This window comes from Campylobacter sp. P0109, assembly GCF_002138755.1.
Classification (GTDB): Bacteria; Campylobacterota; Campylobacteria; order Campylobacterales; family Campylobacteraceae; genus Campylobacter; species Campylobacter devanensis.
Map to the genome: position 1 here is coordinate 56,179 of NZ_MJKK01000007.1, position 25,416 is coordinate 81,594.

A 25,416-nucleotide genomic window follows, 5' to 3' on the forward strand; every position below is an offset into this window, starting at 1 on the left:
ATTTGAATTTGGATACACAAAAGATCTATGAACACGATATCCCAGATGGGTCAAAGCTATATTTTGGCGCTAGCGCTAAGCTTAAAAGAGAGATTGAAGCTAAAGCAGCTGAAATTTTAGAAAAGAATGAATTTAGCGAGATTATCACTCCATATTTTAGCCATCATCAGCGTCAAAGCGTAAAGCCTGAGAATTTAATTCGTTTTGGTGATAAGCAAAATTTAGAGATTGCTCTTCGTAGCGATAGCACAATAGATGTAGTTAGAATTACTACAAAAAGATTAAAAGATAGCGATACTAAAAGGTGGTTTTACATTCAGCCGGTATTTAAACATCCAACTAGTGAAATTTATCAAATCGGTGCTGAGATTTTAGGCGATAGCAGTATTATGCCGTGCATAGATATAGTTAGTGAGATTTTTAGAGAATTTGGTATTAGTGCGCATTTGCAAATTAGCAATATTCAAATTCCAAAAATTATTTGCCAGCTACTAAATTTACCAATTAGCGTATTTGAAAATGGTAGATTAGAAGTAATTTTGGGACTAAATTTACCATGGTTAAACCGCCTAGCAAATATAAAAAGCGATGCTGATATAGATGCGGTTATTGCCATTGCGCCAAGTGAGCTAAAAGAGCCATTAAACTCGATAAAAGGATTAGCTAGTAACTATGATAAACGAATATATGCACCGCTATATTATTCTAAAATGAGATATTATGATAAGCTATTTTTTAGGTTTTTATGCGATAATAGCATTTTAAGTAGTGGTGGAAGCTATGAAATTGATGGAAACATCTCAGCTGGGTTTGCTATATTTAGCGATGCTGTGATAGAGAATTTAAGAAATAAATAAAGGATTGATATGACAAAAGCGGATTTAATTGTTGGAATTCAGTGGGGTGATGAAGGTAAAGGTAAAATCGTAGATATGCTCTCGCAAAATTATGATTTAGTATGTAGAAGTGGCGGCGGGCATAATGCTGGTCATACTATATGGGTAGATGGCGTAAAATATGCGCTTCATTTAGTTCCAAGTGGTATTTTGCACCCAAATATTATAAATATAATTGGCAATGGAGTAGTGGTAAATCCTGAGGTTTTAATCAAAGAAATGTTACAATTTAAGAATCTAGAAGGAAGATTTTACATTAGTGATAGAGCTCATCTAAATTTAGCCTACCACTCGCTAATTGACCAGGCCAAAGAGAGATTAAAAGGCGATAAGGCTATAGGTACAACTGGTAAAGGTATTGGCCCAGCATATGCTGATAAGATTAGTCGCACAGGGCATAGGGTTGGCGAGCTTTTAAACCCTGAGCTATTAAGTACAAATTTAATGAATGATTTTGAAACTAACAGGATTTATTTAGATGCTCTTGGTGTGCAAATTCCTAGCAAAGATGAGATCTATCAAGAACTTAAAGGTTTTAAAGAGGCTTTAGCGCCTTATATTGCTGATACTACTCAAATTTTATGGAGAGCAATGAGTGAGAATAAAAAAATTCTCCTTGAAGGCGCTCAAGGAACGCTTCTAGATATCGATCACGGAACATATCCATATGTAACTAGCTCAAATACTATTGCAGCTGGAGCTTGTACTGGGCTTGGACTTAGTCCAAAAAGTATTGGCGATGTGATTGGAATTTTAAAAGCTTATACAACTAGAGTTGGCAATGGAGCATTCCCAACAGAAGATCACGGCGTAGATGGACAAACTATGTGCGAAGTGGGTAAAGAGTACGGCACAACTACCGGTAGAAGACGCAGATGCGGATGGTTAGATGCTGTAGCTGTTAGATATGCCTCAATGCTAAATGGCGTTGATAGCTATGCACTAATGAAGCTTGATGTGCTAGATGGATTTAAAACCATTAAAATTTGTAAAGCTTATGAATATCAAGGAGAGATAATTGATTATATGCCTGCAAATTTAGATGAGGTTACGCCTATTTATGAAGAGCTTGAGGGTTGGGATAGCATTAGTGGAATTAAGCATTATGATGACTTGCCACTAAATGCTAAGAGATATATTAATCGTATTGAGGAGTTAACTGGAGTTAGAGTCAGTATCATCTCAACAAGTCCTGAAAGGAGTGATACAATACTAAGATGAGTAATCAATTTACCCAAATAGTCAAAGTCAAAGAAGAGGAGTTAAATAAACTTGAAATGAGCCTAGCACGAGCCAAGGCTACATTTCGTGAGCTTACTCGCTCTATAGATGCAATCAATGCCGAGCTTAATATGGGCAAATTTCCCAAAAGAGGCTCATCAATGAAAATTCAAGCCACAATCGAGCAGCAAAAGCTTTTAAGAATGCAAAAAGATAAGATTAAAGAGAAGATTTTGCTTACTCAAAAAGAGATTGTGCATTTTGAATTTCAGTATAAAAAGGCCTATATTGAACTTGAAAAATTTAAATATATGGAGAAAGAAGAGACTCAAAAAGAGTTAAAAAATCTTAGAAAAAAAGAGGCTAAAAATCTAGATGATATGGGAACTATGAGGCACTCATTTTTAAATAAGGATAGGTATTGAAATTTATATATTTTATTATATTTTTGGCTAGTTTGTTGTATGCCGCAAGTGAGAATAATGATGAGATTTTAGCCGATAGAGAGGCAAAGATTGCTAAAAATTTAGAATTAATAGATAGCTCGCGCCAAGAGCTAGAGGCTTATAGAGCTGCAACAAATACGCTATTTAATCAACGTGAAGAACAGATTTTAGCCAAAGAAAGAGATCTAAATAAAACCTTAGCGCAGATTTCTCAAAAAGAAGAAAATATTAAAAAAATGCTTGATAAAAATGAGAAAATTTTATCTGAGATCAAGAGCATTACAAATGATAAGATTCTAGCCGTTTATGCTAAGATGAAAGACGGAGCTGCAGCCACCATAATTGCTCAGCTTCCACGTGATGAGGCGGCAAAGGTTTTGCATGCGCTAGATCCAAAGAAGATATCGACAATATTTGCTAAGATGGATCCGCAAATAGCAGCTGAACTTACGCAAATTTTGAAAAATGATGAGCTTTTTAAGGATTTAAATTCAACTAAATAAATTTAATTTATCTTGCTATTTTTAGCTGATTTTATATATTTTTTTGATAAAATTAGTCAAAAATTTATAAAGGTCATTTAAATGCGTATTAAACTTCCACATGCTCCATATATAGCAAGAAAGATTACAACTGATCTCTTAAGCTCTGGTTTTGTTAAATTCAAAAGCGGTACAGAGCCTATAACTGCCGTTGCTCGAGAGATTCTTTGTGTTGATATAAATAAAGAAAGAGCCCTAGAAGAGCGTGTAAAAGAGCTTTTGGAACAAAATGAGAATGAGATCGATTTTATGCAAATTGATCGCAAGAATATGTTTTGGTTGATTAAGAAAAAATTAGCCAAAGAGTTTGGAGTAATGCTCTCATATGATGACCGTTATAGTAGTCTATCGCATGAGATTTTACAAAGATTATGGAGAGAAAATTTAATCGATTATAGCGTTTCAGAAAATAGGGTTAAAAATTTGATCTATGGCGCAATAGAGAGCTATTTAAAACAGTATGAAGCTATCGAAGATAGCGTAGCAGATAGATTAGAAAACTATAAGAAAAAGCTAATACCAGGCACTGAGGAGTATGATTTGATATTTGAAAGACTCTATGAAGAAGAGCTTAGCAAAAGAGGAATGATATAATGAAAGCATATATTTATTTAGAAAATGGTGTTTATTTAGAAGCTAAGGCTTTTGGTAAGGGTGGAAGTGCTTTTGGCGAGCTTGTGTTTAATACATCTTTGACTGGCTATGAAGAGATTATTACAGATCCTAGTTATGCTGGACAGTTTATTGTATTTACTATGCCTGAAATTGGGATTGTAGGTATAAATGATGATGATACAGAAAGTAACAAAATTCACGCAAGTGGCGTATTTATGCGTAATTTTAATGCCAATCCAAGTAATTTTAGATCAACACAAAATATTGAAAAGTTTTTTTATGACCAAGGCAAATTTGGCGTGTATGATATAGATACAAGATATTTAACTAAGATGTTAAGAGATAGTGGAAATTTAAGAGTATATGTCTCAACTGAGATTAGTGATAAAGATGAGCTTAAAAAAGCTTTAGAAAGTAGTGCTAGAATCGATGAGATAAATTACGTAAGTATCGTAAGCACAAAAGAGCCATATATTCACACTGCTTCAAGATGGGAGCATAAAAACCAAGCTTATGGTAGTGTAAATTCAATTGGTAAAAGAGTTGCCGTTATTGATTATGGTGTTAAAAGAAATATATTAAATGAGCTTTGTAGCGTTGGTCTTGAACTTGAAGTATATCCGCACGATGTGCAAGGTGAAGTTTTAATTGACAAATTTAATAAAGGTCAAATTCATGGAGTATTTCTAAGTAACGGTCCTGGTGAGCCTAGAATGCTAGTTAATGAGATTGCTCAGATTAAAAAACTAATAGCAGCTAATATTCCGATGTTTGGTATCTGTCTTGGTCATCAGTTGCTTTCAAATGCTTATGGTTATGAGACTTATAAACTTAAATTTGGTCAGCATGGAGCCAATCATCCAGTTCAAAATTTAGAGACAAAAAGTATAGAGATTACAGCGCAAAATCATAACTATAATGTTCCAGAGAATATCTGCGAAGTAGCTACAATTACCCATAGAAATCTTTTTGATAATACTATTGAAGGGGTATGTTATAATAGTGGAAAAGTATTTTCAGTTCAGCATCACCCAGAAGCAAGCAGCGGCCCAAATGAGAGCAAATATATATTTAAGAAATTTATAGAAATTCTATAATGGAGCTTACTACCATCCTTGCTACTATTACACTTGCGGTTGGTTTTAGCCTTTCGCACTGCATTGGTATGTGTGGCGGGTTTGTAGTAGCTTATGCTGTAAAGCTTAGTCAAAAAGATAGAACAACTAGACTAATTTTATCTTTAGGTTATCATCTTAGTAGGGTTTTAGCTTATGTAATTTTGGGTCTTTTGTTTGGACTTTTTGGCTCAGCAGTTATCTTTAGCGGTGTTAGCAAGGGTTTACTTATATTTTTTGCCGGAGTAGTTTTAATTATTTTGGCTTTTGGCATTTTTAAAAGAGGTAAACTCCTTTCTTGTATTGAAAATCAAAAATTAAGCTCATTGATTATACCATTACTTGGTAAATTTAGACAAAAAAATAGTACTATCTCATTTTTAATCTTAGGATTTTTCAATGGACTTTTACCTTGTGGGGTCGTATATTATTTTTTAGCTATGTCTCTTGGAAGTGGGTCTTTGGTAAATGGGGCGATTATTATGGCTATTTTTGGTCTTAGTACAATTCCGGTAATGATGGGATCGGGATGGATTTTGTCAACTTTGAGTAATAAATTTAAAAATTATATAAATTTAGCTTCATTTTTGATTATGCTTGGGTATGGAATTTATCTTTTATATTTAGGATTCATGGTGTTAAAATGAAATTACAACAATATCAAAGAGCCATTGATGAGAGCAATATCGTATCAAAAACTGATATAAATGGGATTATAACTTTTGTTAATGATGAGTTTTGTAAGATTAGTGGCTATTTAAGAGATGAGTTAATCGGACAATCGCATAATATCGTTCGTCATCCAGATGTGCCAGCTGAATATTTTAAACGTCTTTGGGAGACGATTTTAAATAAAAAAATTTACAAAGGATTGATTAAAAATAGAACCAAAGATGGCAAAGCTGTTTATCTAAATACTACGATTATCCCGATTTTAGATAATAATAATGAAATTGAGGAATTTGTGGCGATTCGTTATGATATTACTGAGATGATTGAGTTAAATGAAAGGCTTATGAGGGCGCAAAATGATTTGCGTAAGACTAAAAAATTAGTTGAACTAAATAGAGAACTAGAAGAGCGTGTAGCAATTGAGGTGGCTAAAAATGAAGAACAAAGTAAGTTAATGTTTCAGCAAAGCCGCCTAGCTAATATGGGTGAAATGCTGGCTAATATTTCACATCAGTGGCGTCAACCTTTAAATGAATTAAGTATAAATTTATATAAACTCAAACAAAGCACTAAAGAGCCAAGCTCACAATTTATTGAGATTTATGAGCATTCAAAGGCTGTGATTAAAGGAATGAGTAGTATTATTGATAACTTTAGAAATTTTTTTACTAATAATGGTGATGATGAAAGATTTTCTCTTAAAGATGCTGCTCAAGATGCGATTTTAATGGTAGAGAATACTTTTAAAAATGCATCTATAAAACTCGAGATAGATATAGATGATAACATCTATATAGTAGGGCGTCAAAATGAGATGGCTCAGATATTTATAAATCTATTTTCAAATTCAAAAGATGCTTTTTTTCAGCATAATATAAAAGATAAGAGAGTAAATGTAAGAGCATATATTCAAAATGATACAAATAAACAGATCAAATATGCTATAATCACGATTTCTGATAATGCTGGTGGGATAGAAGATAGTGTGAGTGATAAGTTATTTGATCCATATTTTACTACCAAGCATCCAAATGTAGGAACAGGTTTGGGGTTATATATTGTTAGGAGAATTGTGAGCAAATTACAAGGTCAAATTAGTGTAAGTAACCTTGAAAATGGCGCTTGCTTTGAAATTAAAATACCATTAAACGGAGATAATGATGAATGATATGCTAAAAAACCTAACTGTTTTGTTTGTCGAAGATGAGGAGAAAATAAGAACTTCAATAGCTAATGTCATGGAGGATGTTTTTAAAAAGGTAATTGTAGCTGGAAATGGCGATGAAGGGCTAAAAAAATTTAAAAAATACAACCCAGATTTAGTACTTACAGATATAGTAATGCCTATAATGGATGGTCTAGAGATGGCTAAAGAGATTAAGTGCATATCTAGATTTACACCTGTTATGGTGCTAAGTGCCTTTAGCCAAAAGGAGAGATTGCTAAGTGCGATTGATGTAGGAATTGATAAATATTTAATTAAACCAATTGATATCGAAGAGTTATTTGATGCTACTTGTAAGCTTGCTAAAGAGAAAATTGGCGTAGCATCTGAGATAGAGATTGGAAATGGATTTAAATTTAATAAAACCAAAAGAGTTCTAATAAATAGTGCTGGTGAGGAGATTGGGCTGACTAAAAAAGAGCTAGCATTTGTAGCGATTTTAGCTCAAAGGATTGATACATTAGTCTTACATGAAGAGATTAAACAAAGCGTCTGGACAGGAGAGAAGGTAAGTGATGCAGCTATTAGAACCTTTATAAAAAGAATTCGTGATAAAGTTGGAGCGAATTTAATTAAGAATATTCCAGGTCTTGGCTATAAAATCACTACCAAAGATGAGTAACTTTGTAAATCTATCTAAAATTTTAAAATTATCGGAGTTGCTTTAAAGTATGGTAACTCCATATTTTTATACTCTTTTTAAAATCTTTTAAATTAATTTTTGATATTTTTTCATTATTTTAAGTTAATTTATATTTTATTTACCATATAATTAAAAGTATTTTTTTCAAAAAGATAACAAACTTTACAGGAGGACTTTTAATGCAGCCAAGTAATGCATTGAACTACGACTATACAGTCGCTAAGTACTTCATGTTTACCACTATTATTTTTGGTATAGTTGGTATGGGTATTGGTACTTTGATAGCCTTTCAAATGGCTTACCCAGACCTTAACTATCTAGCTGGTGAATATGGAACATTTAGCCGTCTTAGACCACTTCACACAAACGGTGTGATTTACGGATTTATGTTGTCAGGTATTTTTGCTACCTGGTATTATATTGGACAAAGAGTGCTTAAAGTATCTATGAGCGAATCTAAATTTCTAATGTTCATAGGTAAGCTTCACTTCTGGCTATATGTATTGGTTATAGCTTTAGCTGTTGTAACTCTTTTTGCTGGTGTTTCTACATCTAAAGAGTACGCAGAGCTTGAGTGGCCAATTGATATTATAGTTGTTGTTGTGTGGGTTTTATGGGGGATTTCTATATTTGGGCTTATTGGAATTCGCCGTGAAAAAACTCTATATATCTCTTTATGGTATTACATTGCTACATTCCTTGGCGTAGCTATGCTATATCTATTTAACAATATGGAAGTACCTACTCGCTTGGTATCTGGTATGGGTAGTTGGATACACTCTGTATCTATGTATGCAGGTACAAATGATGCGCTAGTTCAATGGTGGTTTGGACACAATGCGGTTGCGTTTGTATTTACAGTTGCAATTATTGCTCAAATTTATTACTTCCTACCAAAAGAGAGTGGTCAGCCAATCTTTTCATATAAGTTATCTCTATTCTCATTTTGGGGTTTAATGTTTGTATATCTTTGGGCTGGTGGTCACCACCTTATTTACTCTACTGTTCCAGATTGGATGCAGACTATGGGATCAATATTTTCTATAGTTCTTATCCTACCTAGTTGGGGTTCTGCTATCAATATGCTTTTAACAATGAAAGGCGAATGGGGACAATTAAGAGATAATCCACTAATTAAATTTATGGTTTTAGCCTCTACATTCTATATGTTCTCTACTTTAGAAGGACCAATTCTTTCAATAAAATCAGTAAATGCTCTAGCGCACTTTACAGATTGGATTCCTGGACATGTCCATGATGGTACTTTAGGTTGGGTTGGATTTATGACTATGGCTGCACTATACCATATGACTCCACGTATTTTTAAACGTGAGCTATATAGTAAATCTTTAATGGAAGCACAATTTTGGATCCAAACTACAGGTATCGTACTATATTTTGCATCTATGTGGATCGCTGGTATCACACAAGGTATGATGTGGAGAGCTACAGATGAATATGGTAATCTTGCTTATTCATTTATAGATACAGTTACTGTTCTTATCCCATATTATTGGATTAGAGCTATCGGTGGTTTATTATATCTAATCGGTTTCTTTATGTTTGCTTACAATATTATGAAATCTATCTCATCAAGTAAGCCTATAGATCGTGAGCCAGTAAGTGCTTCACCAATGGCTGCGTAAGGAGGGATGTATGTTTAGTTGGTTAGAGAAAAATCCATTCTTTTTTGCGGTATTTGTGTTTATCTTTATAGCATATGCTGGTATTGTTGAAATTTTGCCAGATTTTGCTGATCGTGCTAGACCTGTAGAGCACAAAAAACCATATACAGTATTACAATTAGCTGGTCGACATGTATATATATCTGATAGCTGTAATGCTTGCCACTCTCAGCTAATTCGACCATTTAAATCTGAAACAGATAGATATGGTATGTATTCAGTAAGTGGTGAATTTGCTTATGATAGACCATTTTTATGGGGATCAAAAAGAACTGGTCCAGATCTAGCTAGAATTGGTAATTATAGAAGTGTTGACTGGCATGAAAATCATATGAAAGATCCAGTAAGCGTAGTTCCAGGATCTATTATGCCTGCTTATGCTCATATGTTTAATAAAAATGCAGACATAGAGACTGCTTATGCTGAAGCTGTTACAGTTAAAAAAGTATTTAATGTTCCTTATGATATGGAAGGAATGCCAAAGCTAGGTAGCTGGGAAGAGGCTCAAGCAGAGGTAAGAGCAGAAGCGGAGGCTATCGTAAGCCAGATGAAAGATCAAGATGTAAAAGATGCATTTGCTAGAGGCGAAATCCGCCAAATAGTTGCATTGATTGCATATTTAAATAGCTTAAAATAAGGTTTGTTATGAGTGTAGAGACTATGAGAGAGATTCAAGCTTATGGCTTTTATATAATGTTAATAGCTATGGTAGTTATACTATATAGCTATTGGTTTCATCTAAAAAAATCAGAAAAAACTGGTAGAAGAGATTATGAAAAATACTCAAATTTAGCCTTGAATGATGATTTGCAAGATGAAATTCTTGAGAGTGTCTCTACTTCTAGCAAAGATACTAATAGGAGCGTTAAAAAATGAAATGGTTTAATCTAGAAGACAGTGTAAATTCGCTTTCTATTCTTGGTGCTATAGCCATCGTATTGTTGACATTAGTTGTCGTAGGTAGGCTATTTAAACTGATGAAAGTGAAAAAAGAGGGCGGTGAGCTAAGTGAGCATAACTGGGATGGAATTGGTGAATATAAAAATCCGCTTCCATTTGGTTGGGCTGTTGTATTTGTTCTTACTATAGTATGGGCAATTTGGTATTTTCTAGCTGGATATCCTTTAAATTCATATTCACAAATTGGTGAGTATAATGAAGAGGTCAAAAAATATAACGCAAGCTTCCAAGCTAAATTCCAAAATGCTACTCAAGATGAGTTAAAAGCAATTGGCGAGCAAGTATTTTTGGTTCAATGTGCCTCATGTCATGGAATCACAGGTGATGGTATTAATGGTAAAGCAGCTAACCTAATAGAGTGGGGTAGCGAAAAAGGAATTTATGATGTTATCATCAAAGGTTCAAAAGGCTTAGGATACCCGCTTGGCGATATGTTAAGTGCAGCTGATAATGGTATTGATGAAGCTACTGCTAAGGCACTAGCAGCATTTACTGCTAAAGAGATATCAGCTATTAAATCCACAGTAAATGAAGACTTAGTAGAAGCTGGTCGTGCAGCGTGGGCTACTTGTGCGGCTTGCCATGGTGAAGATGGCAAAGGTATGGATGGAATGGCTCCAGATCTTACTAAATATGGCTCAAGTGATTTTGTAGTAGAGGTTTTAGCTCGTGGCAAAACAGGGGATATTGGCCATATGCCTAAATTTACTGGCACAGGACTTATTAATCCTACTCAAGAAAAAGCTGTTGGCGAATATATAATTTCGCTTTCAAAAGGAGAATAATATGGAAAACACAAATAGATCTGTATTTTCATTAAGCGGAGTTACTGGTATGCTGATTGCTACTGCTCTTTTGCTATCTATATTAGTTGTGCTTACATATCTAGGTATAGTGGCTCAGCAAGATGTAATGCAAAAGCCATATAAACTAGTAAATCCTACATCTGTAGAGATGAAAAGTAGTGTTGAAAAAGCTGCTGAAGTTATGGTAATTAAGGAGTAAATATGTCTAATCTATTAGAATCATTGATTGTAATTGGACTTGTGATTGCTGCGGCTATAACTGCTTGGTCAGTGCTTACACCAAATAGTCTTTTCATCGGATGAGAGTATTTAATATTCTTAAAAGCGGCTTTATTGCCGCTTTGCTTAATATATGTGCGTATGGAGCTGTAATTGATAATGCTAATATTATCAGTGAGGCTGTGGAGATTAAGCTAAATTCAATCGGTAAAGAACTTAAGAGCAAAACTGGAGTTAGTCTAGATCTATTGACTGCAGAGAATATAAAAGGGATAAATTTAAAAGATATAGCTAGTTCTCATATTAAAACACTTCAAGCACCATATGTTGTTTTAGCTATTATTCCTAAGGATTTTTCTAGCAAGGCTGGTCAGCTTGATATATTTGCTTCAAATGATGCTTTAATGCTTTTTGATAAAGAGGCAGTATTAAGCCCATTTCCACAAACTGGTTCAATAATTCCACTATTAACACAAAATAAAGGTAAAGATATCTATAATTCCTCTATGCTAAATGGTTATGCTGATATAGCCGATCAAATAGCAGCTAGCAAAAATATTATTTTAGAAAATTCAATAGGCTCACAAAATAGAGATACTATAAATATCTTTAGATACTTAATATATGGTTCAATTATTCTTGTGATTATTGTTTTAATTTTTCGTAAATTTAATAAGGGTTAATAATGCAAAATCGTAAAACATTTTGGCCATACGGAATTGTAATCTCTATATTTGCCATAGTATGTTCATGTGCTTACACTATATATTATTCGCTTGATTATCCTGTGCATATGGATGATTATTACTTTGATAAATATCAAAAAGTTGATAATAATTTTAATGAAATTCAAGCGGCTCAAGCAAATTTTAATCGTGATTTTGCCTTTGATACAACTCCGCAAATTGAGCTAAACACCAAGATATTGCCAAATGAAATTCAAAAACTTCGCAAAGGTAAAACTGCTACAATAGTCCCATTAAATCAAAACTTTAATATCAAATTTGATACAAATGCTACTAAATATAGCTCTAAGATATTGCTAACTCGTCCAGATAGCAGTGAATTTGATAGAGAGCTAAATGGGCAAAATATTAATGGCAAGTTGGCTATAAATGATCTAAATTTAACCAAAGCAGGTAGATGGCAGATTAAAGCCAAGATTATAGTTGATGATAATAAAACTGGATTTTATCAAGTAGAGTTATATGCAAAATAGATCGCTTTTTGTCTTTAGTACTTCTAGGAATGTGCGGGATTTTTATGCTAGTAAGCTAAGTTTAAATTCGCTTCTACCAAAGGCTATTAGTACGGCTGAGTTTTTTGAAGAGGTTACATATGTGCCAAATAAACGCCGTGCTAGCGATACTGAGTGCTTGCTGCATATGCGTAATGCTGTAGCTAGAGTAGAGAATATCTCCAAAATTTTAAATATAAAAAATGAATTTTTAATTTTTCTTAAAAATTCGCACTATTTATTCTCATTTTTTAAGGAGCTTAGCCGAGAAAAGTGTACCGTAATTAATTTAAGTAGTGCTGATACTTATGCTAGCTATGATGAACATTTAACAATTTTAGATAATTTAGGGAAAATTTATAAAGATAGTCTAAATTCATCAAATATATACGATGATATTACACTTAGTGAATGTTATGAAATAAACTCAAATTTTATTAGCAATTTTGATAGGATTGAGTTTAGGCTTGATGGAATTTTAACCTCATTAGAGTGGGAGATTTTAACCAAAATCGCTAAGCAAACTCAGTTGATTTTAAGTGTAGATTGTAGTAAATTTAACCAAAAAACGATAGAAAAGATAAAAAATTTTACAAATTTAAATTTCAAAACCAGCCATAACTATAAGCTAAATTTAAGCGATAAATCCATAGAAAGCAAGACCAAACTAAACCAAAACCCAAATATAAATATTATGGGATTTTCTCTTCGTAGCTTACAAGCGGCCTTTGTCTTTGATGAGATATCAAATATGATAAGAGATGGGATAAAACCACAAAATATCGCTGTTATACTACCTGATGAGAGCTTTGCAGAGGTGTTGCAAAATCTAGATGAAAATAATATGCTAAATTATGCTATGGGTAAAAGCCTACGCAATGATCCAATTTGTATATTTTTACACTCTTTAAAAGAAGCTATTATTCAAGAGCTTGATTATAAATTTAACCCAAATTATATAAAAGAGACACCAAGTCCAAATCAAATACTTGCTACGCTAAATAGCTTTAATTTATCAACCCAAATTTATAATCATATTAAAGAAATATTTTATTCAAAAGTGAGTTTTGAAAGCTTTGAGAGCGTTATGAAGTTGCTACTAAGTGATATCAAAAAAAGCACTGAAATTGCTGAGTTTATAGAAACTGAGCTTTTTAATATTAAAAATCTTTTAAGAGAGATTGAACTTAAATTTAGTGAACTTCTTGAGCTATTTTTGTTAAATTTTGCCAATAAAAAAGAGAGTATGACTGGTGGTGGATTAGTTACTGTAATGGGTGTTTTAGAGAGTCGTTCTAGAGCTTATGATGGGATTGTAATTGTAGATTTCAATGACTCTTTAGTGCCTAAAAGAAGCCAAAAAGAGATGTTCCTAAGCTCAGTAGTGAGAAAAAATGCTGGTTTAATCAGTCATAGCGATAGGGAGAATTTACAGAGATTTTACTATGAAAGCTTGATAAATAGAGCCAAAAGGGTATCTATCAGCTATGTTGAAAATGATGAGAATATCGTATCTAGATTTATTAAGGATTTTAAGGGCGTTAAGAAGATTGAAATTTCGCAAATTTCATATGAAAACGCCTTGCGTCAAGGTGGAATTGCTATTGATTTGACGCCTAGGGATATTGTAGAAACTCACGATTTTTTTGCTTGGCCTCTCTCATTTACTCGCTTAGATACCTATCTTAAATGCAAAAGGTGGTATTATTATAAATATATCAAAAATATTGAAGAGTCTAGATTTGATGATAGGGATGCGCTAGATTTTGGTAATTTGATACATGAAGCCTTAGAAGAGTATTTCACCAAATCAAAATATAAATTTGATAAAAGCGAGTTTTTACAGATATATAGCAAATATCAAAAAGATACCACGCTAAAAAGCGAGATTTTCAAGCTAAAACTTGATGAGTTCGCATCTAGTCAAAATAGCCATTTTAAAGATGGATTTAGCGTTAGCAAATGTGAGATGAATATTGAAACCCAGTTTGATGGTATTCCTATCAAAGGCAAGATTGATAGAATAGATATCAATGGTGATGATATTTGGCTTATTGATTATAAGAGCGGAAAAGCAGATGAAAAGTCCTTACAGCTAGCATTTTATGAGCTTTTGTATCAAGCGAAATTTGATAAAACCGCCAAGGGGTATTTCTACTCATTTGATGATAATAAATTTACCAATAGCAAAGCCGACATTGATAAATTAATCGAAGTTTTAGATGAGTTAAAAAAGGAAAATAATACCCAAATTGAATTTTATCAAGATACAAAACATTGCGATATATGCCCGTATAAATCTCTATGTTTAAGGGGATTAAGATGAAATTTGAAAATTATTTGTGCTTGGAAGCGAGTGCGGGAAGCGGCAAGACATTTGCTCTATCAGTTCGCTATATCGCTCTATTATTAAAAGGCAATCACCCAAGTAAAATTCTAGCCCTAACATTCACAAACAAAGCCGCAAACGAGATGAAGCACAGGATCACAGATACATTTTGTAATCTAGATTCAAGCAAGTGCGATGGCGAGCGAAATGCGATTTGCGAGCTTTTAGGTATATCAAAAGAAGAAGTTTTGGCGCTTAGAGATAAATTTATGGCTGATTTTTTATCAAGTGAGTTAAAGATATCTACATTTGACTCCTTTTTTGCTACGATTCTTAGGCAGTTTAGCTTAAATTTAGGTCTTATGCCAGATTTTAACTCTCTTAATGATAATAGCATTGATGTTAAAAATGAGTTTAAAAGGCTCTTAAACTCAAATTCAATGATGAGTAAAGTAGCAAAATATCTATATTATACAAATAGCAAAGAAAATGCCCTTTTTGAAAAGCTTGCTCTACTCTCACAAACTAAATTTGATAAATTAGACGCCCCATTCCCAAGCACTAAAAACGCAATGGATAGATATAATGAGTTATGTGATGTAGCATTAAAATTGAGTAGCGATAGTAATTATGTGAAGAATTTTAATAAAAATTTAAGCTTAAACGAGATAGTTGAAAAAGCGGTTGTAAAAGATATAGATAAAAAATATTTTAATAAAGTAAGAGACAACGCCGAATTTAACGCCGCTAGAGATGAGTTTATAAGTGCTTTAAAAGAGTATTATCTAGCTCTTGAGAAATATGAAATATCTCAAATTTCATATTTTGTGGATCTCTATAAAAAAGCAATTACCAATGTAAATCGCCGTGAAAATAGCCTAAGTTTTGCCGATATCACAAATTGGGTTAATGAGCTTCTAACTAACAAAAACAAGCAAAATATCGATATGCTATATTTTCGCCTTGATGCTAAGATCAGGCATATTTTGATCGATGAGTTTCAAGATACTGATATCAAGCAGTATGAGATATTAAAACCACTCATAGCTGAAATTCTCTCTGGCGAAGGTCAAAATGGTATTGGGAGCTTTTTTTATGTTGGTGATATAAAACAGAGTATTTATAGATTTCGTGGGGGTCAAAGTGAGCTGTTTAATAAGCTCAAAGAGGATTTTTCACAGATAAAAGCTCAAAGCCTAGATAAAAATTATCGCAGCGATAAAGAGATAGTAGAATATGTAAATGGTAAATTTAAAGACAAATATCCACACTACATAAACCAAATTCCAAATAGCAAAGATGATGGCTATGTAGGGGTTGTTAAATTTGATAGAGATAAGTATTTAGAGGCGATTTATGATAGCATAAAAAAACTCGAAGATAACCGTATAGAACATAAAGATATGGCGATACTTTGTTGGAAAAATAGCGATATTTATAATATCAAAGACTATTTAGAAGCTAAAGGCTTAGAAGTATCTACCCAAACTACAAATAATCTTATCAAAAGTGCCAATGTAGCGGCGGCGGTGGCATTTTTGAAATACTCTATTTTTGGTGATAGGATATACCAAAAAACTCAATATGAGATAACCAAAACCAAAAAAGCCAAACTAGAGTTAAAAAGCGATGCTAGCGTAGCTCAAACTCTGAAATTCATCGCTAAATACCTTGAGCTTGAGCCTTGCGATGTTGATCTATTGAAACTATATGAGATTAGTAGTAAATATAGCGATATATATGACTTTGCTTTTAATATCGATAACGACCAGACAACCAGTGCTAAAAATAGCCAAAAAGGCATAACGATAATGACCGTTCATAAGAGCAAAGGGCTGCAATTTGACCATGTTATCGTGCTTGATTATATAGGAAAAGAAAATAGCCAAAAAGATAAATTTTTAATGGAGTATAATCTAGACACAGATAGCTGGGATATAAGGTTAGCTAATAAGGTGTTTGAGTATTTGGGCGATGAGAATTATATCCAGCTTCAAGATAGACAAAAAGAGCTTGATAGAAAAGAGGTTATAAATAAAATTTATGTAGCATTAACCAGGGCTAAACATAGCTTAATAATCTTAGCCAAAGATAATCCAAATGGCAACAATATCTCATATTTTACTATGTATGAATCAAATGGTCAAAAGGTAGAATATCTAAATTTAGATGAATGCAAATTAGGGATTATCAAACCAAATAGCGACAAAAAGCAAGAGTCCAAGCCACAAATAACCCATCTTAAACCATTTGAAAAGATTGCGCCACAAGAGATTTTAACCAGTGATAAGCCAAAAGAGCGCTTAAATTTAGATTCTATCTACTTTGGCAAGGCACTGCATTATTACCTTGAGAGCATTGATTTTGCTGATTTTAACTCACTTAAAATCGCTCAAAATTGCTTGTATAATAAATTTGGAGCATTTATCGACCAAGATGGCCTAAAGGATATTAAAGATAGGGTTGATAGGCTTTTAAATAACCCGCAATTTTTAGAAATCATAAAAGATAAAAGATTATATCAAGAGCAAGATATCGGATTTAATGGGGTGTTAAAACGCATTGATTTATTATGCGTAAATAGCGATGAAATCGAGATAATAGACTACAAAAGCTCTCTTAAAAATAGCGATGAGCATAAAGAGCAAGTTAGAGAATATCTAGATATTTTATCTCAAATTTACCCACAAAAAAGGCTAAAAGCTAGTATAGTTTATATATTAAATGATGAAATTCAAATTTCAAAGCTCTAATATAAAAATTTTCTTAAATTCAGCTATTTTTAAACTAGTCTCGCTATAATTTCACTCCTAAATTAATTATATAAAAGGCAAGATTATGACAAAGATAACAAAGCCAAATGAAGTAAAGCGTGATTGGATCGTTCTTGATGCTTCTGGAAAGAGATTTGGTAGATTGCTAACTGAAGCTGCTACACTACTTCGTGGCAAACATAAGCCAGGATTTAGCCCAAATGTTGATTGCGGAGATTATGTAATCATCATCAATGCTAGTAAGGCAGAATTTACAGGTGCGAATAAAGCTGAAGAGAAACTTTATCACAGACATTCAGGCTATTTTGGTAGCGTAAAGAGCGAAAAATTTGGTGATTTACTAGCTAATAAACCTGAAAAACTTTATAAATTAGCAGTCCGTGGTATGCTACCTAAGACAAAATTAGGCAAAGAGATGCTGAAAAAATTAAAAATCTATGCTGGTAGTGAGCATCCGCACACTGCACAAATAGCTAAAGAAGGAAAATAATAATGGCAACAACATACGCAACAGGTAAGAGAAAAACAGCAGTTGCTAAAGTTTGGGTAAAACCAGGTAGCGGCAAAATCACAGTAAATGGTATGGATCTAAATACTTGGCTTGGCGGACACGAAGCTATAAAGCTTAAAGTAGTTCAACCATTATTAGTAACAAAACAAGAAACTTCTATGGATATCACAGCTACGACTTTAGGTGGTGGGTATTCAGCTCAAGCAGAGGCTTTAAGACACGGAATTTCAAGAGCTTTAGCCTCTATCGACGCAACATTTAGAGCAGCTCTTAAACCACAAGGCCTTCTAACTCGTGATAGCCGTGTTGTAGAGCGTAAAAAATATGGCCGCAGAAAAGCAAGAAGAAGTCCGCAATTCTCAAAAAGATAATATTTCATATTTCCAAAGGCCTTTTGGCTTTTGGAGCTTTTTTAAATTTAATTTTGTTTATTTAGCAAAAATTTATAATAAATTTTTATTAAGTTAAGATTGATTACATATAATTCCGATGTCCAACAGATAAACCTCCTTTTTGTAATAGTTTCGGAGTTGTAATCCAACTCCGATACCACATTTTATTATTTTTCTTAAACTTTCATAAATCACGAAAAAGCCATAAATCGCATTACAAAATAAATTAAGTTTTCTGATAATTTCATTTTGGTTATTTTCACCCAAAAGAGTAGCCAAATCTTTATAAATCTCAAACATTCAAAATCACAAAATTTATATTGTTTTAAAGCGATTTAATGTATTATTCTTAAATTAATCATTACATTTAATCACACTTTTTAAGGAATTAAAATGAAAAAAATCATTTTAGCATTATGTGCGGCGTCAGCGATATTTGCAAGTGATAGATATGAATTAACCATAGTTGGTGGATATGCTCACCCAGAGGGCACTCAAGGTATTGATGATCAAAAGCTAATTGGTCTAAGATTAGGTAGAAATTTAGATCTATCTTGGCTTAGTCAAATTGAGCTTGGCTTTGATTACACTCCTAAGGCTACATTTGAAGACAAAAATGGCAAAGAAATTGGCTATGATACAAGAATTGCTAGATACTATTTAAATTTAGTAAAAGATTTTGCTTTAACTGATAGATTTTCTGTTTATGCCTTGGCCGGTGCTGGATATCAAGATCTAAGTAAAGAGGCAAATGATGCCAATGATGATGGATTTGGTCAAGCTGGTTTGGGGGTTAAATTTAAAGTAGTGGATAATTTTGCTATCAAATTAGAAGCAAGAGATGCTATTAACTTCAAAGAAGGAGATAGCACATTTTTATATACTTTAGGTTTTGCTAGTAGTTTTGGTGCTACCAAAAAATCCGAGCCTACCATAACCCAAGAAGCCCCTATCGCCCCACAAGTAGTAGATGGCGATGATGATAATGATGGAGTGTTAAATAGCAAAGATAGATGTCCTAATACCCCAGCAGGTGCCGTGGTGGATGAAAATGGCTGTCAAAAATTAATTAGATTAAATTTACATGCTAATTTCGCAAGTGATAGCGCAACTTTAAGCCCAAAATTTGTAGCTAAAATAGAAGAAGTTGCTAAAGTTTTAAATATGAATAGCGAGTATAAAGTTGTATTAGAAGGCCATACAGATTCTACAGGTTCAGAAAAATATAACCAAATTTTATCAGAAAAAAGAGCCAAAGCAGTAGCAGATGTGCTTATAAATATGGGTGTAAGCAAAGATAGAATCCAAACAATAGGCTATGGTGAGTTATCTCCAATCGCTACAAACAAAACTAAAGAGGGTAGAGCACAAAATCGCCGTGTTGATGCTAAATTTAGTAATTAATTATGCAGATAATCACCGATTTTGATTATACGGCTATATTGGCACTTTGTGCTAAATATAGCCTTAGAGTTATATTTTCACTACTTATATTTTTTATTGGTAAGTGGATTGTTTGGCGAATTTGCCTTATTATAGAAAGAGTCATACAAAAAGCCAAAATAGATAAATTAATAGCCAGTTTTATTATAAATTCATCCAAAACAATATTTTTGATAATTGTCATTGTAGCAGCATTGGCAAATCTTGGTATCGATACGACCTCATTTGTAGCGATGCTTGGTGCCATAGGGCTTGGTATCGGTATGGCCTTTAAAGATTCATTTGGCAATATCGGAGCTGGGATTTTGATTCTATTTTTTAGGCCATTTAGGATAGGGGATAATATCGATATTGGTGGATATAACGGCGTAGCGAGTGAGTTAAATTTGTTTAGTATATGTCTAATAACTGGCGATGGCAAAAGCGTCATTATCCCAAATAAACAGGTCATAAATAGCAAAATTATAAATTTCTCACTAACACCAACAAGGCGAGTTGAGCTACTTTTTAGTGTGGATTATAAAGATGATTTAAGATTGGCTAAGGATATAATCTTAAATATCGCAAATCAAAATGAGTTAATTCTAAAAGAGCCCGCACCTAGCGTATTCGTAAGTGCTCTTGGGGCTCATAGCATTGATATATTAGCTAGATTTTGGGTACTTAATGAAAATTATAGCACTACGCAGTCAGCTATGCTAGAAGGCGTTAAAATGGCATTTGATGAAGCTGGGATTAGTATCCCATATCCGCAACTTGTAACGCATCATATATATGAGAAAGAGAGCGAAGATGATGAATAAGCCTACTATTTTATTTGATCTTGATGGGACACTTATTGACTCTACTGAAGCTATCGTAAATGGATTTTATAAGGCTTTTAGGAGTTATAATCTCACCGAGCCTACAAAGGCTCAAATTTGCTCATTAGTGGGACATCCTTTGGAGTATATGTTTGGCTCACTTGGAGTTAAAGAGCATTTGATAGCTGATTTTATCGCTATTTACAAAGATGATTATAGACAAAACTACCTAGCACAAACCACTCTTTTACCCGGTGGATTTGAAGCAGTTAGCAAGGCTAGTGAATTTGCGAATTTAGGAGTAGTAACTACAAAAACCTCTTTATATTCTAAAAATTTACTTGAAAACTTAGGAATTTTAAAATATTTTAGCGTTGTTATAGGGCGAGATGATGTAACCCATCCAAAGCCAAATCCCGAGCCGATTCTAAAGGCTTTAGAAGCGATTGGTAAAAGCCCAAAAAGCTATATGATAGGCGATACCCCAATGGATGCTAAAGCGGCTAAGAGTGCTGGTATTTTCAGTATTGGCGTAACTTGTGGATATGAGAGTAGAGAGAATTTAGAGTCAATCTGTGATTATGTCTGCTTAGATACTTTAAGCGCTGTAGAGTATATCAAGATATCTAATTCATAAAATTTATTGATTTTTTGTTTAAACTTATAAATTAGCTAAAAAAATTTGGCTAATTTTTTCTAATTAATTATATATTAATTTTATGGAAAAATCATATTTTGAGCTATGTATTATTTATATAACTGATAATTTATATAAAAATAAATTTATAGTTAACTTATTTTTTAAGTTTTTATAATATAATTACTAACTTTAAGTTAAAAATAATTAAACTAATATAAGTCTTAAATTTTTATTCCTTAAATATAAAAATTTAGCTTAGAAAGGAATCAAATGAGTAAAATTATGAAAACCATGGATGGCAATGAAGCAGCAGCTTACGCCTCTTATGCTTTTACAGAAGTTGCTGGGATATATCCTATTACGCCTAGCTCGCCTATGGCAGACTATGTGGATATATGGGCAAGTGAAGGCAAGAAAAATCTCTTTGGGATGCCTGTTAAAGTAGTCGAGATGCAAAGCGAAGCCGGTGCGGCCGGTACGGTACATGGTAGCCTTCAAGCTGGAGCATTAACTACTACATTTACAGCAGCTCAAGGGCTATTGCTTAAAATTCCAAATATGTATAAAATCGCAGGCCAAATGCTACCAGGCGTGATCCATGTCGCAGCTAGATCTTTGGCGGCTCAAGCTTTATCAATTTTTGGTGATCATCAAGATATATACGCTTGTAGGCAGACTGGATTTGCTATGCTCGCTACTGGATCAGTCCAAGAAGTTATGGATCTAGCGGGGGTAGCTCACCTTAGTGCGATTAAAGGTAGGGTGCCATTTTTACACTTTTTTGATGGATTTAGAACTAGCCATGAAATTCAAAAAATCGAAGTGATGGATTATAGTGTATTTGATAGATTACTTGATAAAGAGGCAGTTGAAGAGTTTAGACGCACATCTATGAATCCCGAAAATCCAAAAATCAGAGGAACGGCTCAAAATGATGATATATACTTTCAAACTAGGGAGCTAACAAACAAATTTTATGATGCTATCCCTGATATTGTGGCTTATTATATGAGTGAGATATCTAAGGTTACAGGTAGAAATTACGCACCATTTGTATATTATGGCGCCAAAGATGCCACTAGAGTGATTGTAGCGATGGGATCAGTTACTCAAACGCTTGAAGAAGTTGTGGATTATCTAAATTCCAAAGGCGAAAAAGTAGGCGTGCTAAAAGTCCATCTATATAGACCATTTAGTATTAAATATATGTTTGATGTGATGCCTAAATCAGTAGAAAAAATAGCCGTTTTAGACCGCACCAAAGAGCCAGGAAGCCTTGGTGAGCCGCTATATTTAGATATCAAATCTGCATATTATGGCAAAGATAATGCCCCGATTATAGTAGGTGGAAGATATGGCCTAAGCTCAAAAGATGTAGATCCAGCTCAAATGTTAGCAGTATATGAAAATTTAAATTCACCTACGCCTAAAGATGGATTTACAGTTGGTATAGTAGATGATGTCTCATTTACTTCACTAGCAGTAGGAGATAAAATTTCGCTAAGTGATGAAGATTGTATAGAGTGTTTATTTTATGGGCTTGGAGCTGATGGTACGGTCGGAGCAAACAAAAACTCAATCAAAATTATCGGCGATAAAACAGATCTATATGCTCAAGCATATTTTGCTTACGATAGCAAAAAATCAGGCGGCTATACTAGAAGCCATCTAAGATTTGGCAAAAATCCTATCCGCTCTACATATCTAGTATCAAATCCGCATTTTATAGCCTGTTCTGTGGCGGCGTATTTGGATATTTATGATGTTGTAGATGGTTTAAGAGATGGGGGGACATTTTTGTTAAATTCCATTTGGGATGCTCAAAAAACAATAGAGAAAATCCCAAATAGAGTTAAACGCATTTTAGCGCAAAAAAATGCGAATTTCTATATACTAAATGCTACAAAATTAGCCTATGAAATAGGTCTAGGAAATCGCACAAATACCATTATGCAATCGGCATTTTTCAAGCTTTCAGGTATCATCGACTATGAAGAAGCACGAAAATATATGAAAGAATATGCCTACAAAACCTATCACAAAAAAGGCGATAAAATTGTAGAGATGAACTACAGAGCCATCGATGAGGGTGCTAGTGAGTTAGTCAAAATAGATATTGATCCAAGCTGGGTAAATTTAAGCGATGATATAAAAGAGGATAAATACAGAGGTAGTGATTTTGTAGAAAATATCGCTAAGCCTATGAATGCTGCTCGTGGGGATTATTTGCCTGTTTCAGCCTTTGTAGGGTATGAAGATGGCTCCTTTGAGTCTGGGACTACTGAATTTGAAAAGCGTGGCGTAGGTGTGATGGTGCCAAAATGGATAGAGGAGAATTGTATCCAGTGTAATCAATGTGCTTTTGTATGCCCGCATGCTGTTATTAGGCCGTTTTTGATAGATGAAAATGAGATGGCAAATGCGCCACAAGGTGTCAAAGATAGAGCAATCAACGCCAAAGGCAAAGAGCTAACAGGATTAAAATATAAAATTCAAGTAAGCCCATTAGATTGCACCGGCTGTGAGCTATGCGCTCATGAGTGTCCAAGCAAAGAAAAATCCCTAGTAATGGTGCCGTTAAATGGCGAAATAGAAAAAGGCGAACAAGAAAACGCAGATTATCTATTTAAAAAAGTTGTCTATAAAGATGATTTAATGAACAAACAAAGCGTCAAAGGCTCTGGCTTTGCTCAACCTTTATTTGAATTCCACGGCGCATGTCCAGGATGCGGTGAAACGCCATATATCACTCTAGTTACAAGGCTATTTGGCGAACAGTTGATGGTGGCCAATGCGACTGGTTGTAGCTCTATTTATGGTGGGTCAGCACCATCATCGCCATATAGAAAATCTAATAAAACAGGCAATGGTGTAGCATGGGCGAATTCGCTATTTGAAGATAATGCTGAGTTTGGTATGGGTATGGAGATAGCTATGCAAACTATCCGCAATAGAGTAGAGAGCATAATGCTAAATACCAAAGACAAAGCCCCAAATGCTATAGCAGCGCTATATAATGACTGGTTAGCTAATAAAAATGATAGAATAGCCACCCAAAATATTAGAGATACCTTAGTCCCACTACTTGAAGCAAATTCAAATTTCGAAGGGGCAAAAGAGCTTTTAAGCCTTAAACAATACATAGCCAAAAAATCACAATGGATTATTGGAGGCGATGGCTGGGCTTATGATATCGGATATGGCGGTTTGGATCATGTATTAGCAAGTGGTGAAAATGTCAATGTCTTGGTTCTTGATACAGAGGTTTATTCAAACACAGGCGGCCAAAGCTCAAAATCTAGCCGAAGTGGCTCAGTAGCACAATTTAGCGCTAGTGGCAAAGCAGTCCAAAAGAAAGATCTAGGCCAAATTTCAATGACTTATGGCAATATCTTTGTAGCCCAAATCAATCTAAACGCTAGCCAAGCAAATGTGATAAAAGCTATCACCGCAGCCGAAGAATATGATGGCCCAAGTCTTATAATAGCCTATTCTCCATGTATAGCTCATGGTATCAAAGGTGGCCTTACTATGTCAGGAGAGCAAGCGGAGTTAGCCACAGCTTGTGGATATTGGCCTACATATATCTATGATCCAAGCCTATTAGCCCAAGGCAAAAACCCGCTTAAAATCACATCCAAAGAGCCTAATTGGGATAGATATGAAGAGTTTTTATTAAACGAAGTTCGTTATAACTCGCTTAAAAAGATCAATCCTAGTCACGCAGATGAGCTATTTGCTAAAAACCTAAACGACGCTAAGCGACGATATAGACAATTAAAACGCTTAGCCGCAGCTGATTATAGCGATGAGTTAAATTAAATTTATAATTTAATCACTAAGGCCTACTCATAATTTTTATGAGTAGGCAAATTTATTTTTTAACATTATCTATAAACCAAAAACTATCAAATTCACTCTTATCCCATAGCCAACTCATTAACCTCCCCAAATCTCTAAAACCCACAAATTTAATTACACCCCCATAATATTTTAATATCTCATCCAATCCAATCTAAATTTCACTCTAAAAATTATAAAATACCCAAGTTATAAAACTACAATATCTAATCTAAATTTAATTAATTACTCAAATTTATTAAAAATTTGCAATATTTTCTTCAAATTTATCAAAATCCCCCCCCCCATATATAAACTTTTTAATATTTGGTTCGATATAATAAAAACAACCCCTAAATGGATTTAAGTTTTATAGGGAAATCTTAACACAAAGGAAAAGTT

The 25,416-nt window shown here is 33.7% G+C and carries 25 protein-coding genes; all 25 read left to right on the forward strand.

Features of this window, described 5'->3' with window-relative positions:
* The first annotated feature begins 8 nt into the window (after positions 1-8).
* The 25 genes from CIGNP109_RS07295 to nifJ all read left to right on the forward strand — a co-directional run bounded on the left by CIGNP109_RS07295 (position 9) and on the right by nifJ (position 24,996).
* Complete coding sequence (locus CIGNP109_RS07295) at positions 9-857, forward strand: ATP phosphoribosyltransferase regulatory subunit (RefSeq protein WP_439099294.1); 849 nt, start codon at positions 9-11, stop codon at positions 855-857.
* 9 nt (positions 858-866) lie between these two features.
* Positions 867-2,117, forward strand: coding sequence for an adenylosuccinate synthase (locus CIGNP109_RS07300; RefSeq protein WP_086228773.1), 1,251 nt, complete (start codon positions 867-869; stop codon positions 2,115-2,117).
* Positions 2,114-2,542, forward strand: coding sequence for a flagellar FliJ family protein (locus CIGNP109_RS07305; protein WP_086227315.1), 429 nt, complete (start codon positions 2,114-2,116; stop codon positions 2,540-2,542). Before CIGNP109_RS07300 ends, CIGNP109_RS07305 begins: the two co-directional genes overlap by 4 nt.
* On the forward strand, positions 2,539-3,066 hold the full coding sequence (locus CIGNP109_RS07310; RefSeq protein WP_086228774.1) for a MotE family protein: 528 nt from the start codon (positions 2,539-2,541) through the stop codon (positions 3,064-3,066). Before CIGNP109_RS07305 ends, CIGNP109_RS07310 begins: the two co-directional genes overlap by 4 nt.
* Positions 3,067-3,147: 81 nt before the next feature.
* Positions 3,148-3,699: a DUF507 family protein gene (locus tag CIGNP109_RS07315; RefSeq protein WP_086228775.1), complete on the forward strand. Its 552-nt coding sequence runs from the start codon at positions 3,148-3,150 to the stop codon at positions 3,697-3,699.
* Positions 3,699-4,817, forward strand: coding sequence for a glutamine-hydrolyzing carbamoyl-phosphate synthase small subunit (gene carA, locus CIGNP109_RS07320; protein ID WP_086228776.1), 1,119 nt, complete (start codon positions 3,699-3,701; stop codon positions 4,815-4,817). Before CIGNP109_RS07315 ends, carA begins: the two co-directional genes overlap by 1 nt.
* On the forward strand, positions 4,817-5,482 hold the full coding sequence (locus tag CIGNP109_RS07325; RefSeq protein ID WP_086228777.1) for a sulfite exporter TauE/SafE family protein: 666 nt from the start codon (positions 4,817-4,819) through the stop codon (positions 5,480-5,482). The genes carA and CIGNP109_RS07325 overlap by 1 nt, the downstream gene beginning before the upstream one ends.
* Positions 5,479-6,675, forward strand: coding sequence for a PAS domain-containing sensor histidine kinase (locus CIGNP109_RS07330; protein WP_236847572.1), 1,197 nt, complete (start codon positions 5,479-5,481; stop codon positions 6,673-6,675). The genes CIGNP109_RS07325 and CIGNP109_RS07330 overlap by 4 nt, the downstream gene beginning before the upstream one ends.
* Complete coding sequence (locus CIGNP109_RS07335; RefSeq protein WP_086228779.1) at positions 6,668-7,354, forward strand: response regulator transcription factor; 687 nt, start codon at positions 6,668-6,670, stop codon at positions 7,352-7,354. Before CIGNP109_RS07330 ends, CIGNP109_RS07335 begins: the two co-directional genes overlap by 8 nt.
* A gap of 200 nt (positions 7,355-7,554) precedes the next feature.
* Positions 7,555-9,021, forward strand: coding sequence for a cytochrome-c oxidase, cbb3-type subunit I (ccoN, locus tag CIGNP109_RS07340; RefSeq protein WP_086228780.1), 1,467 nt, complete (start codon positions 7,555-7,557; stop codon positions 9,019-9,021).
* A gap of 10 nt (positions 9,022-9,031) precedes the next feature.
* On the forward strand, positions 9,032-9,697 hold the full coding sequence (gene ccoO, locus CIGNP109_RS07345; protein WP_086227309.1) for a cytochrome-c oxidase, cbb3-type subunit II: 666 nt from the start codon (positions 9,032-9,034) through the stop codon (positions 9,695-9,697).
* An 8-nt stretch (positions 9,698-9,705) separates the two neighbouring features.
* A complete protein-coding gene (locus CIGNP109_RS07350; protein ID WP_086225472.1) occupies positions 9,706-9,936 on the forward strand; it encodes a cytochrome c oxidase, cbb3-type, CcoQ subunit in 231 nt (76 codons plus the stop codon).
* Positions 9,933-10,805, forward strand: coding sequence for a cbb3-type cytochrome c oxidase N-terminal domain-containing protein (locus CIGNP109_RS07355; RefSeq protein WP_086227308.1), 873 nt, complete (start codon positions 9,933-9,935; stop codon positions 10,803-10,805). Before CIGNP109_RS07350 ends, CIGNP109_RS07355 begins: the two co-directional genes overlap by 4 nt.
* Before the next feature lies 1 nt (position 10,806).
* Positions 10,807-11,025: a DUF4006 family protein gene (locus CIGNP109_RS07360; RefSeq protein WP_086228781.1), complete on the forward strand. Its 219-nt coding sequence runs from the start codon at positions 10,807-10,809 to the stop codon at positions 11,023-11,025.
* A 2-nt stretch (positions 11,026-11,027) separates the two neighbouring features.
* Positions 11,028-11,129 carry a hypothetical protein gene (locus CIGNP109_RS07365; protein ID WP_086227307.1) on the forward strand — a complete coding sequence of 34 codons (102 nt, stop codon included), beginning with the start codon at positions 11,028-11,030 and terminating at the stop codon, positions 11,127-11,129.
* Positions 11,126-11,728: a hypothetical protein gene (locus tag CIGNP109_RS07370; RefSeq protein WP_179187007.1), complete on the forward strand. Its 603-nt coding sequence runs from the start codon at positions 11,126-11,128 to the stop codon at positions 11,726-11,728. The genes CIGNP109_RS07365 and CIGNP109_RS07370 overlap by 4 nt, the downstream gene beginning before the upstream one ends.
* A 2-nt stretch (positions 11,729-11,730) precedes the next feature.
* Positions 11,731-12,264 carry a hypothetical protein gene (locus CIGNP109_RS07375; RefSeq protein ID WP_086228782.1) on the forward strand — a complete coding sequence of 178 codons (534 nt, stop codon included), beginning with the start codon at positions 11,731-11,733 and terminating at the stop codon, positions 12,262-12,264.
* On the forward strand, positions 12,254-14,608 hold the full coding sequence (locus tag CIGNP109_RS07380; protein ID WP_086228783.1) for a PD-(D/E)XK nuclease family protein: 2,355 nt from the start codon (positions 12,254-12,256) through the stop codon (positions 14,606-14,608). The genes CIGNP109_RS07375 and CIGNP109_RS07380 overlap by 11 nt, the downstream gene beginning before the upstream one ends.
* On the forward strand, positions 14,605-17,364 hold the full coding sequence (locus CIGNP109_RS07385) for a RecB-like helicase (protein WP_180380030.1): 2,760 nt from the start codon (positions 14,605-14,607) through the stop codon (positions 17,362-17,364). Before CIGNP109_RS07380 ends, CIGNP109_RS07385 begins: the two co-directional genes overlap by 4 nt.
* Before the next feature lie 85 nt (positions 17,365-17,449).
* Positions 17,450-17,875, forward strand: a complete 426-nt coding sequence (rplM, locus tag CIGNP109_RS07390; RefSeq protein WP_063998780.1) for a 50S ribosomal protein L13 — start codon at positions 17,450-17,452, stop codon at positions 17,873-17,875.
* A 2-nt stretch (positions 17,876-17,877) separates the two neighbouring features.
* Positions 17,878-18,267: a 30S ribosomal protein S9 gene (gene rpsI / locus CIGNP109_RS07395; RefSeq protein ID WP_086225465.1), complete on the forward strand. Its 390-nt coding sequence runs from the start codon at positions 17,878-17,880 to the stop codon at positions 18,265-18,267.
* Positions 18,268-18,681: 414 nt separating this feature from the next.
* Positions 18,682-19,692, forward strand: coding sequence for an OmpA family protein (locus CIGNP109_RS07400; protein ID WP_086228785.1), 1,011 nt, complete (start codon positions 18,682-18,684; stop codon positions 19,690-19,692).
* Between the two features lie 2 nt (positions 19,693-19,694).
* Positions 19,695-20,534, forward strand: a complete 840-nt coding sequence (locus CIGNP109_RS07405) for a mechanosensitive ion channel family protein (protein WP_086228786.1) — start codon at positions 19,695-19,697, stop codon at positions 20,532-20,534.
* Positions 20,506-21,171 (forward strand): HAD family hydrolase, encoded by a 666-nt coding sequence (locus CIGNP109_RS07410; RefSeq protein ID WP_236845068.1) that lies wholly within the window; start codon positions 20,506-20,508, stop codon positions 21,169-21,171. Before CIGNP109_RS07405 ends, CIGNP109_RS07410 begins: the two co-directional genes overlap by 29 nt.
* A gap of 273 nt (positions 21,172-21,444) precedes the next feature.
* Positions 21,445-24,996, forward strand: coding sequence for a pyruvate:ferredoxin (flavodoxin) oxidoreductase (gene nifJ, locus CIGNP109_RS07415; RefSeq protein WP_086228787.1), 3,552 nt, complete (start codon positions 21,445-21,447; stop codon positions 24,994-24,996).
* Positions 24,997-25,416: the final 420 nt, after the last annotated feature.

What these genes read in the sequence shown, in the direction of transcription:
- CIGNP109_RS07300 (WP_086228773.1), top strand. Translation starts at nt 867, where the DNA reads ATGACAAAAGCGGATTTAATTGTTGGAATTCAGTGGGGTGATGAAGGT.
- CIGNP109_RS07305 (WP_086227315.1), top strand. Translation starts at nt 2,114, where the DNA reads ATGAGTAATCAATTTACCCAAATAGTCAAAGTCAAAGAAGAGGAGTTA.
- CIGNP109_RS07315 (WP_086228775.1), top strand. Translation starts at nt 3,148, where the DNA reads ATGCGTATTAAACTTCCACATGCTCCATATATAGCAAGAAAGATTACA.
- carA (WP_086228776.1), top strand. Translation starts at nt 3,699, where the DNA reads ATGAAAGCATATATTTATTTAGAAAATGGTGTTTATTTAGAAGCTAAG.
- CIGNP109_RS07325 (WP_086228777.1), top strand. Translation starts at nt 4,817, where the DNA reads ATGGAGCTTACTACCATCCTTGCTACTATTACACTTGCGGTTGGTTTT.
- CIGNP109_RS07330 (WP_236847572.1), top strand. Translation starts at nt 5,479, where the DNA reads ATGAAATTACAACAATATCAAAGAGCCATTGATGAGAGCAATATCGTA.
- CIGNP109_RS07335 (WP_086228779.1), top strand. Translation starts at nt 6,668, where the DNA reads ATGAATGATATGCTAAAAAACCTAACTGTTTTGTTTGTCGAAGATGAG.
- ccoN (WP_086228780.1), top strand. Translation starts at nt 7,555, where the DNA reads ATGCAGCCAAGTAATGCATTGAACTACGACTATACAGTCGCTAAGTAC.
- ccoO (WP_086227309.1), top strand. Translation starts at nt 9,032, where the DNA reads ATGTTTAGTTGGTTAGAGAAAAATCCATTCTTTTTTGCGGTATTTGTG.
- CIGNP109_RS07350 (WP_086225472.1), top strand. Translation starts at nt 9,706, where the DNA reads ATGAGTGTAGAGACTATGAGAGAGATTCAAGCTTATGGCTTTTATATA.
- CIGNP109_RS07355 (WP_086227308.1), top strand. Translation starts at nt 9,933, where the DNA reads ATGAAATGGTTTAATCTAGAAGACAGTGTAAATTCGCTTTCTATTCTT.
- CIGNP109_RS07360 (WP_086228781.1), top strand. Translation starts at nt 10,807, where the DNA reads ATGGAAAACACAAATAGATCTGTATTTTCATTAAGCGGAGTTACTGGT.
- CIGNP109_RS07365 (WP_086227307.1), top strand. Translation starts at nt 11,028, where the DNA reads ATGTCTAATCTATTAGAATCATTGATTGTAATTGGACTTGTGATTGCT.
- CIGNP109_RS07370 (WP_179187007.1), top strand. Translation starts at nt 11,126, where the DNA reads ATGAGAGTATTTAATATTCTTAAAAGCGGCTTTATTGCCGCTTTGCTT.
- CIGNP109_RS07375 (WP_086228782.1), top strand. Translation starts at nt 11,731, where the DNA reads ATGCAAAATCGTAAAACATTTTGGCCATACGGAATTGTAATCTCTATA.
- CIGNP109_RS07380 (WP_086228783.1), top strand. Translation starts at nt 12,254, where the DNA reads ATGCAAAATAGATCGCTTTTTGTCTTTAGTACTTCTAGGAATGTGCGG.
- CIGNP109_RS07385 (WP_180380030.1), top strand. Translation starts at nt 14,605, where the DNA reads ATGAAATTTGAAAATTATTTGTGCTTGGAAGCGAGTGCGGGAAGCGGC.
- rplM (WP_063998780.1), top strand. Translation starts at nt 17,450, where the DNA reads ATGACAAAGATAACAAAGCCAAATGAAGTAAAGCGTGATTGGATCGTT.
- rpsI (WP_086225465.1), top strand. Translation starts at nt 17,878, where the DNA reads ATGGCAACAACATACGCAACAGGTAAGAGAAAAACAGCAGTTGCTAAA.
- CIGNP109_RS07400 (WP_086228785.1), top strand. Translation starts at nt 18,682, where the DNA reads ATGAAAAAAATCATTTTAGCATTATGTGCGGCGTCAGCGATATTTGCA.
- CIGNP109_RS07405 (WP_086228786.1), top strand. Translation starts at nt 19,695, where the DNA reads ATGCAGATAATCACCGATTTTGATTATACGGCTATATTGGCACTTTGT.
- CIGNP109_RS07410 (WP_236845068.1), top strand. Translation starts at nt 20,506, where the DNA reads ATGAGAAAGAGAGCGAAGATGATGAATAAGCCTACTATTTTATTTGAT.
- nifJ (WP_086228787.1), top strand. Translation starts at nt 21,445, where the DNA reads ATGAGTAAAATTATGAAAACCATGGATGGCAATGAAGCAGCAGCTTAC.